We start from the raw sequence: 8,066 nt of genomic DNA, 5'->3' as shown, positions 1-8,066 counted from the left end.
GCTAGGTTTGCTTTGTTCGTCAGCGTTTCCGGGTGGTTTGCGCCCAGTGCGCGCACCTGGTCGGCGACGAGATCCTTGTACGCCGGCGCGGCGCCCCGAACCTCGCCGGCGCCGTCGCCGGCCTCGCCTTCGGCGGCGCCGCGCTCTGCGCCCGGGCCGTCAGCTTCTCCGGCGCGTTCCTGCTGGAGCCGCTCGTGTGGGCCCTGGCCGTCTTCGGCGTGACGGGCATGCTCCTGTACGCCCACGCCCTCGAGCACGGCCAGGTCGGGCCCGTCACCGCCCTGCTCTGGATCGTCGAGGTCATCGTCCCCTCCGCCGCCGGCGTCCTGCTCTTCGGCGACGACGTCCGCACCGGCTGGGCCCCGGTCGCCGTCACCGCCGTCATCGTCACCGTCGCGGCGGCCGCCGTCCTCGCGCACGCCCCGGCCACCGCCGCCGCCCAGTGACCGCTCAGCTTTCGAGGGCAGGCTTCAGGACCTCCTCGCACCACTGGCGGAAGGTGGTCGGGGTGGTGGTGGCCGGGGTACGGGGTTCGGCGTTGTCGAGGCCGGCGTCCTTGGCGAGGAACATGTCGACCATCGCCCGGGCCATCGGCTCCGACACGCCGTGGCCGAGGAGGCGGGCCTTGAAGGCGTCCGGCGGGGTGCGCTCGAAGCGGACGGGGCGGCCGAGGACGTCGGACAGGATGCCGGCCATGTCGGTGAACGACAGGTCCTCGGGGCCCAGGACGGCGACGCTGCCGGTGCCGGTCCAGGCGCGGTCGAGCAGCAGGCGGGCGGCGACGGCGGCGATGTCGCGGGTCGCGCAGGTCGGGGCGGCCAGGTCCGCGGCGAGCATGGAGCGCAGCACGCCCTGGTCGCGCAGCGACGCGGCCTGGTCGAGGAGGTTGTCCATGAAGGACGGCAGGGCCAGGGCGCGGTAGCCGACGCCGCCGGCGGCGATCAGGTCGTCCATGGCGAGCGACGCGGTGACGAGGCCGGCGTGGCGCTCCCGCGGCGTGCCGCGGCCGAGGGCGGAGACGCCGACGACCCGCTCGACGCCGTGGCGCTTGAACGCGTCGGCGGCGGGGCGGGTGAAGCCGGTGTAGGCGTCCTCGGCGCTCGCCGCGGCCAGGTCCGGCGGCACGAGCCAGAACACGGCCTCGGCGCCCTCGAACGCGGCGGCGACGACGTCCGGGTCGGCGTGCGAGCCGGTGACGACCTCGACGCGGTCGCGGACGTGCGCGGGGAGGCGGGCGGGGTCGCGGGCGACGACGCGGAGCGGGCCGGCCCCGGGCGCGGACAGGAGGTGGTCGAGGACCTGGCGGCCGATGCCGCCCGTCGGCGTGGTGACAACGATCATGCGGCTCAGTCAACGCGGCCCGGCGCCGGACCTGAAGGACCGATACGATCGGCATTGATACCCTGACGGTATGAGTGGCCTGGAGGTGCGGCAGCTCCGGTACTTCGTGGCCGTCGCCGAGGAGCTGCACTTCGGGCGGGCGGCGGAGCGGCTCGGCATGGCGCAGCCGCCGTTGTCGCGGGCGATCCGCGACCTGGAGCGGCGCCTCGGCGTGCGGCTGCTGGAGCGGACCACCCGGCAGGTGGCGCTGACCGCCCCCGGCGAGGTGTTCCTCCGCGACGCGCGGACGGCTCTCGACGCGGTCACTGCGGCGGAGCGGCGGGCCCGGCACGCGGGGCGGCCGGAGCCGGGGCTGCGGGTCGCGCTGAAGGCCGACTACGACGCAGGGCTGCTGCCGGGGATCCTCGCCGCGTTCCAGGCGTCGTTCCGGGACGGGGCGACGGCGCCGCCCGTCGAGCTGCTGATGGGCGGCAAGGGCGAGCAGGCACCGGCGCTGCGGGAGGGCAGCGCGGACGTGGCGCTGCTGCCGCTGCCGTTCGACGACCGGGGGCTGGACCGCGAGCCGCTGCTGACCGAGCCCCGGCTCGTCGCGTTGCCGGCCGACGATCCGCTGGCGGCCCGGTCGCGGCTGTGCCTGGCGGATCTCGCCGGCCGGGTCCTGCCCGACGGCGCGCCGGCCGACCTCGGCGGCGACCAGCCGGCCCGCTGCGCATCCGGCACGCTCTCTGCGCCCAGTTTGGATCTGGCGCAGATCTTCAACCTGGTCGCGCTGGGCGGCATGGTGTGGTTCCCGCCATCGTCGGTGGCCCGGCGGCATCCCCGGCCCGAGATCGCGTACCGGACCGTTGACGACCTCAAGCCCAACACCCTGGTGGTGGCGTGGCCGCGGGACTCCCGTTCACCGGCCGTGGCGGCGTTCGTCCGGTCGGCCGTGAGCGTGGCCGCCGGCGCTTCCTCGGACGGCCGGTGACTCACATGCTCTGGCGGAACAGGTACAGCTCCCGGTAGCGGTGCCCGAGCCACGGCGCCGACGCGTCGACGACGGTCGTGCCGCCCTGGTCGAGGCGGGCCACCTCGTGTGCCCGCCAGGCGCCGCCGAGCGCGGTGATCTCCGCCAGGTCCGGCAGGTCGCGGTGCCCGTGCGCGGCGCCGAAGTCCTCGACCATCACGTCGTGGAACGCGGCCGCGGTGAGGCCGTCGAGCCCCCACAGCGCCAGGAGCCGCAGGATGCCGCCCCAGCACGCCAGGTACGCGTCGTCGGGGGCGGCGAAGCACTCCGGCACCACCCGCAGCGCCTCGCGCACGGCCGGCGGGACCGCGTCGTCCGGCACCGCGTAGACCGTGCTCTCGTAGTTGTAGTCGCTGGTGTGCACGACGAGGAGGTACGGCGGGCCGTCGCCGGCCTGCGGCGGGTCTCCCTTGATCTCGGCGCCGAGCGCCTCCAGGAGCGCCCGGACGCGGGCGCGGGCCTTCGCCGCGTCGCCGTCGCCGAACACCGCAGGGACCAGGGCGGACGCCGCGTCGTGGCGGCTGAAGAGGTCGTCGTCGGTCACGGGCCGGATCGTTCCATGCCGGCGCAAGGGCCTTTGTGAGGGCCTTGTGAGGGCCTTGTGCAGGGACCGGCGCGGGTCGGCGGTGGTCGCGGCGGTACGGCATGATCGGCGGAATGAGCGCACGACGGCTGACGACGGTGGCGGTGACGGTGGCGGCGCTGGCCGGGTGCGGCACGACGCCGGCCCACCCGCCCGCGGCCCGGCCCGACGTGTCGATCCCGGCGATCGGGTCGGCGTCGCCCTCCCTGACGCCGACGCCGGTGCCGGCACCCGCGCCGACGTGTGACGCCGCCGGGGTGGCGCTGTCCGTCGGGGAGGTCGACGCGGCGATGGGGCTGCGCGCGGTCGGGGTGACGCTGCGCAACTGCGGCACGACCGTGTACACCCTGAACGGCTACCCCGACATCGCCGTCCTCGACGCCGAGCAGCGGCCGCTCGACGTCGCGGTGCTCGACGGCACCGGCAACGTCGCGACGATCGAGCGCTACGACGGCGTCCGCCCGAAGCGCCTCGACGTTCCGCCCGGCGGGACCGCCGTCGCGGTCCTGGTGTGGCGCAACCTCACCACCGACGCGGCGACCGTCGCCAAGGGCGAGTACATCTCCGTGGCGGCCGCCCCGGGTCAGGCGCGGCACACGCTGACGCTGTCGACCGACCCCGGCAACACGGGCAAGATGGGGGTCAGCCCTTGGGTCGCCGGCTGATCGTGCTGGCCGTCCTGTGTGCGGCCTGCGCGGTCCCCATCGGCACGCCCGGGGCCGGCTGCCGGACGGCGCCGCCGGAGCTGCTCGACCTGCTCGCCGGCGACCCGGTCCTGACCGCCGACGTGCCGGGCTCCGAGATCACCGCCCGGCACCGGAGCAACCCGTGCGACCCCGGCGAGGAGACGCGCGGGTCGGTGACGGTCGAGCGCACCCTCGCCGCCGGCACCGGCTGGGCCGACGTCCGCGCCCGGCACGCCGACCTGCTGGCCGCGAACGGCTGGACCGTCGCCACCGCCGAGCCGCTCTGCGCCACGCGACCGGTGTCCGGCCGGGTGGTCGCGTTCGAGCTGCACCCCACCAGCGCCACCTTGGTCGAGGCCGCGATCCGGTTCTGGCCGTTCCCGCGCGACACGGCCTGCTGACCGTCACCCGGCCGTGGTGCGGGCGTGACACGGCCGTCATCTTGACGTCGCACCGTCGCGGAATGGACGCCACCGCGCTGGCCAGGTCGCTGCTGGACCCCATCCCGGCGCACCGCACCGTGGGACTCGAGGTCGTGCGCGCCGTCAACGGCGTCGGCGTGGTCACGGTGACTGCGCCGCCGGCCCTCGCCAACGTCATCGGATCGCTGCACTCCAGCGGCCTCGTCACCCTCGCCGACGCGGCCGGCCTCGCCGCGATCATCTCCGCGTGCCCGACCCCCGACGCGGTCCAGGGCGTCGTCCCGCTCGGCGCCGCCGCGACCATGCGCTTCCTCGCGCCGGCCCGCGGGCACCTGACCGCCACCTGCCGGCTCGACCCCGACGCCCGGGAGACCCTCGCCGAGGTGTTCATCGGCGTCGCCAACCGGGTCCGGATCGCCACCACCGCCGACATCACCGACGAGACCGGCGTCGTGGTGTGCCAGGGCACCTTCGACTGGAGCGTCCGCCGCGCCCCTGGCGCCGCCTGATGCGGGTCCGGCTCGCCGCCGAGTTCGGGCTCGTGTTCTTCGTGCTCATCGCGGTGTACGCCGTGGCGGCACCGCCCGGCGGCCCGATCCCCGTCCTGCTGCTGCTCGCCGTCGTCGCCGTGCTCTACCTGCGGCGGCAGCCCGGCTTCGACCGCCGCGACCTGTGGCGCCCCGGCGCGCTGCGGGCCCGCGACGTCTGGGGCCCGATGCTGGCGCTCTGGTGCGCCACCGCCGTGGCGATGACCGGCCTGGTCGCGTGGCTCGCCCCGGACCGGCTGTTCGACCTGCCCCGCGAGCGGCCGCTGCTGTGGGCCGCGATCGTCGTGTTCTACCCGCTCGCCTCCGTCTACCCGCAGGAGCTGCTCTACCGGGCGTTCCTGCTGCACCGGTACGCGCCGCTGTTCCCCTCACCGGTTGCCGCCGCGCTCGCCGGCGCGCTCGCGTTCGGCTTCGCGCACATCATCTTCGGCAACGTCCTCGCGGTCGTGCTGACCCTGGCGGGCGGCTGGCTGTTCGCCCGCCGCTACCAGCGGACCCGCTCCCTGTTCGTGGTCTCCGTCGAGCACGCCGCCTACGGCCTGCTCATCTTCACCGTCGGCCTGGGCGGCTTCTTCTACCACGGCGCGTGACCGGTCCGCCCGGTCACGCGCCATGCCCTGTGGTCCGCTTGCGTCAGGCCTCCATGACAGGCCTTCGGGTCCGGCCTCCATGACAGGCCTTCGGGTCAGGCTTTCTGCAGGGTCGAGGTGCCGGCCTCGATGACGTACGACGCGCTGGTGCTCACCGGTGCCGTCCGGCTCGCGATCGTGTCCACGGTGCGGGCGTCGGTGCGCCAGCCGTACCGGCTGAGCTCACACCGCAGGTAGCCACGCTTCGAACCGTCGAAGTAGCGCACGTGCGGGTTGAGCGCCGGGTTGACCGCCTTGAGCGGCCCGTCGAACGCGATCGGGAAGTCCGAGCTGATCGACGTCGCGGTCAGCTCGACCGCCACCGACGGCTGCTCGGGCCGGTCGAAGTCCAGCTTGAGCTCGCTGAGCCAGGTCGAGTGGATGTCACCGGCGAGCACGACCGGGTTGGCGACCTTCGCGTCGACGAGGTGCCGCAGCAGCCGGTCGCGCTGCGGGGCGTACCCGTCCCACTGGTCGAGGTTCGCCACGATCGGCGGCACCCCGCCGGCCGGGTTCGGGAACTTGACGCGGCTCATCATGACCTGCTGGGCGATGACGTTCCACCGCGCCGGCGAGTGGTCCAGCCCCCTGGCCAGCCACCGCTCCTGGTCCTCACCCGTCAGCGTCCCGCCCGTGTTCGCGGTCCCCGCCCCCGGCAGCCCGAAGTCGCCCGGGAACCCGCCCGGCTGGTCCGTGCGGTACTGCCGCGTGTCGAGCACGTTGATCCGCGCCAGCCGCCCGAAGTCGAACCGCCGGAAGATCCGCAGGTCGGCGCTGCCGGGCTTCAGGTTCGCCCGGATCGGCATGTGCTCGTAGTACGCCTGGTACGCCGCCGCCCGCTGCCGCGCGAACACCTCCGGCGCCTGGTGCTGCCCGCCCGTGTCGTCGATCTCGTCCGTCAGCGACGCGTAGTTGTTCTCCGTCTCGTGGTCGTCCCACGTCACGATCCACGGGAACGCGGCATGCACCGCCTGCAGCAGCGGGTCACCCTTGTACTGCGCGTGCCGGGCCCGGTAGTCGTCGAGCGTCCGCAGCTGGTCGAGCCCGGCCGTGGCCGGCGTCGTGTGCTGCCGGTCCGCGTACGCGCTGTGCGGGTCGTACTCGTAGATGTAGTCCCCGAGGTGCAGCACCACGTCGAGGTCCTCGGCGGCCAGCCCCGCGTACGCCGGCCAGTAGCCGTTCTGGAAGTCCTGGCAGTTGACGATCCCGAACCGCAGCCCACCCCGGTCCGCCGACGGCGCCGGCGCGGTCTTCGTCCGCCCGACCGGGCTCAGCTCTCCCAGCGCCCGGAACCGGTAGAAGTACTCACGCCCCGGCCGCAACCCCCGGGCGTCCACGTGCACCGAGTGCCCCAGCTGCGGCACGGCGACCGTGTGCCCCGACCGCACCACATCACGGAACCGCTCGTCCGACGCCACCTGCCAGTCGACCCTGACCGGCCGCGCCGCCAGCGGCCCCGCCGCCCGCAGCAGCCGGGTCCACAGGATCACCCCGTCGGGCAGCGGGTCGCCGCTCGCCACCCCGAGCGCGAACACCCCCGCGTGCCCCGGCAACGACCCACCGTGCGCCACGGCCGGGTCCGCCACCGTCAACGGCAACACCACCGCCCCGGCCGAGACCGCCGTCGTGGTGAGCACCTGACGCCGAGTAACCATGAACCCTCCCAGAGTGATCCGCCCGTCGCCCCACTCTGCGCCACCCCGCCAACGCCCCCCGAAACACCGGACGAACGCCAGCCACACGTTCCCAGCCGCCTCGTCGCCTCAGCCTTCGTCGGCGGCCTCGTTCACCACGACGATGGGCAGCCGCATTACCCGCGCGACCTCATCCAGGAAGCGGAGGCTGGTGACGAACCATTCACGCCCGGCGGTCCGAGCCACGCTGCGATAGTGATCGGCCGCCTCCAGCAGCCTGTGAAAGTCCGACTCCACCGGCGGCGCATCACCGCTGTCCGTGCGGTAGATCCGTAGCAGGAGCGGCTCCTCGGGCAATGCCGTGATGCGGGTCTGGTTGCGGAATCGAACGATGACGTCGCTGTCGCTGCGGCCCACCTTCATCAGCGTGCGCCCGCTTTCCGGATCGAACGGGTATCGCAGATAGTGCGGCAGCGCATACACGTAGATGCCGACCAGGTTCTGCGACTCCGCCTGCTCGGTCTGCTCCTGCGCCTGCCGCGCCTCGACGACCCGGGCGCCCTCGTCGTTGGACCGCCGCTCAAGTTCGGTGAGGTTGACCTCGAGATACCTCCGTGTCGCCGACGACAGCCGCGAGGACCGCAGTATCGACCGGAACTTCCGCGAGACGGCGAGCGCCACCGTCGGCGCGGTCGGCAGATCCCCCTCAACCAGCGCCTTGATGGTGCGGTTGACGTTCCAGACAAAGCCCGACGTGGTCACCTGCAGCTCGGCGGCTATCTCGTCCGGCGTGAGCCCTCGCCGCGTTGCGCGGTACACCGCACCGAGCCGGGAGTCGTCCCGCTCAAGCAGTCCGGTGATCTCCTCCCGCACGGCATCCGTGGGCCGCACCGGGCCGACCACTGCCTCTGGGTCGGTCTGCGGCACGACCACGGCCGGCTCAGGCACTCCGAATACTTCGTCCACGCCGGCATCCTTCCATTCATGACCGACCCCGCGGGAGTTCGGCGCCGTCCCAGGCACCAGGCCGGTTCGATGTCGTGCGCAAGGCTCACGCCCAGCGCGGCGCCAGGGGCAGCACGCGACACGAGCCCATGCGCTCGCCGTTCCTGCCCACACACACCGCCCAGGCCGCACCGCTCAAGCCACGCCACCAAGCCGCACCGCCCAGACCGCACTGCTCAAGCCACGCCACCAAGCCGCACCGCCCAGAC

General features: G+C 73.9%; 10 protein-coding genes. 6 read left to right on the top strand and 4 right to left on the bottom strand.

Translation table 11 applies throughout. The annotated features are described in order from the left end of the window. The first annotated feature begins 32 nt into the window (after positions 1 to 32). Positions 33 to 446 carry a hypothetical protein gene (locus tag AB0J72_RS54005; RefSeq protein ID WP_363415472.1) on the top strand — a complete coding sequence of 138 codons (414 nt, stop codon included), beginning with the start codon at positions 33 to 35 and terminating at the stop codon, positions 444 to 446. 4 nt (positions 447 to 450) lie between these two features. Here AB0J72_RS54005 and AB0J72_RS54000 read toward each other — a convergent pair whose 3' ends face one another. Next, on the bottom strand, positions 451 to 1,341 hold the full coding sequence (locus tag AB0J72_RS54000; protein WP_363415470.1) for an NAD(P)H-binding protein: 891 nt from the start codon (positions 1,339 to 1,341) through the stop codon (positions 451 to 453). Positions 1,342 to 1,411: 70 nt separating this feature from the next. Here AB0J72_RS54000 and AB0J72_RS53995 point away from each other — a divergent pair, with 70 nt between their 5' ends. Continuing rightward, complete coding sequence (locus AB0J72_RS53995) at positions 1,412 to 2,311, top strand: LysR family transcriptional regulator (protein WP_363415467.1); 900 nt, start codon at positions 1,412 to 1,414, stop codon at positions 2,309 to 2,311. A gap of 1 nt (position 2,312) precedes the next feature. On the opposite strand, the gene AB0J72_RS53990 is transcribed toward AB0J72_RS53995, so the two are convergent. Continuing rightward, complete coding sequence (locus AB0J72_RS53990) at positions 2,313 to 2,894, bottom strand: hypothetical protein (protein ID WP_363415464.1); 582 nt, start codon at positions 2,892 to 2,894, stop codon at positions 2,313 to 2,315. A 113-nt stretch (positions 2,895 to 3,007) separates the two neighbouring features. Between AB0J72_RS53990 and AB0J72_RS53985 the strand changes: the two genes are divergently transcribed. From AB0J72_RS53985 to AB0J72_RS53970, 4 genes are all read left to right on the top strand, one after another. Further along, positions 3,008 to 3,598 carry a DUF4232 domain-containing protein gene (locus tag AB0J72_RS53985; protein WP_363415461.1) on the top strand — a complete coding sequence of 197 codons (591 nt, stop codon included), beginning with the start codon at positions 3,008 to 3,010 and terminating at the stop codon, positions 3,596 to 3,598. After that, the gene (locus tag AB0J72_RS53980) at positions 3,583 to 4,020 is read left to right on the top strand and encodes a hypothetical protein (RefSeq protein ID WP_363415458.1); all 438 of its coding nucleotides are present in this window, start codon (positions 3,583 to 3,585) and stop codon (positions 4,018 to 4,020) included. Before AB0J72_RS53985 ends, AB0J72_RS53980 begins: the two co-directional genes overlap by 16 nt. Before the next feature lie 62 nt (positions 4,021 to 4,082). Next, a complete protein-coding gene (locus tag AB0J72_RS53975) occupies positions 4,083 to 4,550 on the top strand; it encodes a DUF4442 domain-containing protein (protein WP_344504494.1) in 468 nt (155 codons plus the stop codon). Further along, a complete protein-coding gene (locus tag AB0J72_RS53970; protein WP_363415455.1) occupies positions 4,550 to 5,179 on the top strand; it encodes a CPBP family glutamic-type intramembrane protease in 630 nt (209 codons plus the stop codon). The genes AB0J72_RS53975 and AB0J72_RS53970 overlap by 1 nt, the downstream gene beginning before the upstream one ends. A gap of 95 nt (positions 5,180 to 5,274) precedes the next feature. Here the strand turns inward: AB0J72_RS53970 and AB0J72_RS53965 are convergent, their stop codons facing one another. Then, a complete protein-coding gene (locus AB0J72_RS53965; protein WP_363415452.1) occupies positions 5,275 to 6,873 on the bottom strand; it encodes an alkaline phosphatase D family protein in 1,599 nt (532 codons plus the stop codon). Positions 6,874 to 6,981: 108 nt separating this feature from the next. After that, the gene (locus AB0J72_RS53960; protein WP_363415449.1) at positions 6,982 to 7,818 is read right to left on the bottom strand and encodes a GIY-YIG nuclease family protein; all 837 of its coding nucleotides are present in this window, start codon (positions 7,816 to 7,818) and stop codon (positions 6,982 to 6,984) included. Between the last annotated feature and the right edge of the window lie 248 nt (positions 7,819 to 8,066).

Origin of the sequence: Dactylosporangium sp. NPDC049742 (assembly GCF_040674675.1) — a bacterium.
GTDB classification, from domain to species: domain Bacteria; phylum Actinomycetota; class Actinomycetes; order Mycobacteriales; family Micromonosporaceae; genus Dactylosporangium; species Dactylosporangium maewongense.
Note: the sequence above shows the minus strand (reverse complement) of the source record. Positions and strands in the feature narration are given on the sequence as shown.

Excerpts from the sequence above, each read along its gene's own strand:
- AB0J72_RS54000 (WP_363415470.1), bottom strand. The coding sequence starts at position 1,341 with ATGATCGTTGTCACCACGCCGACGGGCGGCATCGGCCGCCAGGTCCTC.
- AB0J72_RS53995 (WP_363415467.1), top strand. The coding sequence starts at position 1,412 with ATGAGTGGCCTGGAGGTGCGGCAGCTCCGGTACTTCGTGGCCGTCGCC.
- AB0J72_RS53985 (WP_363415461.1), top strand. The coding sequence starts at position 3,008 with ATGAGCGCACGACGGCTGACGACGGTGGCGGTGACGGTGGCGGCGCTG.
- AB0J72_RS53975 (WP_344504494.1), top strand. The coding sequence starts at position 4,083 with ATGGACGCCACCGCGCTGGCCAGGTCGCTGCTGGACCCCATCCCGGCG.
- AB0J72_RS53970 (WP_363415455.1), top strand. The coding sequence starts at position 4,550 with ATGCGGGTCCGGCTCGCCGCCGAGTTCGGGCTCGTGTTCTTCGTGCTC.
- AB0J72_RS53965 (WP_363415452.1), bottom strand. The coding sequence starts at position 6,873 with ATGGTTACTCGGCGTCAGGTGCTCACCACGACGGCGGTCTCGGCCGGG.